Annotated in this window: 2 protein-coding genes; one reads left to right on the forward strand and one right to left on the reverse strand. The window is 53.4% G+C overall.

The annotated features are described in order from the left end of the window. Positions 1–174, forward strand: a 174-nt coding sequence (locus AC1D1Y_RS26870; RefSeq protein ID WP_477685021.1) for a flagellar biosynthetic protein FliR, incomplete at its 5' end; no start/stop codon positions are given. A gap of 11 nt (positions 175–185) precedes the next feature. Here AC1D1Y_RS26870 and AC1D1Y_RS26875 read toward each other — a convergent pair. Next, on the reverse strand, positions 186–371 hold a 186-nt coding region (locus tag AC1D1Y_RS26875; protein WP_477685020.1), incomplete at its 5' end, for a LuxR C-terminal-related transcriptional regulator.

The following is a 371-nucleotide window of genomic DNA, read 5'->3' on the forward strand; positions in this document are numbered from 1 at the left end:
AACTTGGCCTTGGGGATCATTTCCCGGGTAGCGCCTCAAATCAATATTTTCGCGGTTGGATTCCCCATTACGCTTGTGGTGGGGATTGTGGGTATCGCCATGACGTTGCCCATGCTGGACCAGCCTTTCGTGGCCCTGATGTCCCATGCCGTCGATGTATTTTCAGGCCACTGACGTTAGTGGCGCTAGACTAGTTCGTTGCGGATTGCGTAGACCGTCAATTCTGCGTTGTTCGTAAGCCCTAGCTTTTCCAGCAACCGTGCGCGGTACACGCTTACCGTTTTGGGGCTCAGCATGAGTTCTTCTGCGATATCTGACAGGCGCTTGCCCGAGGCAATTTTCAGTAAAGTCTGCAATTCGCGCTCAGAGAG

Source organism: Polaromonas sp. P1_G1 (assembly GCF_056405595.1).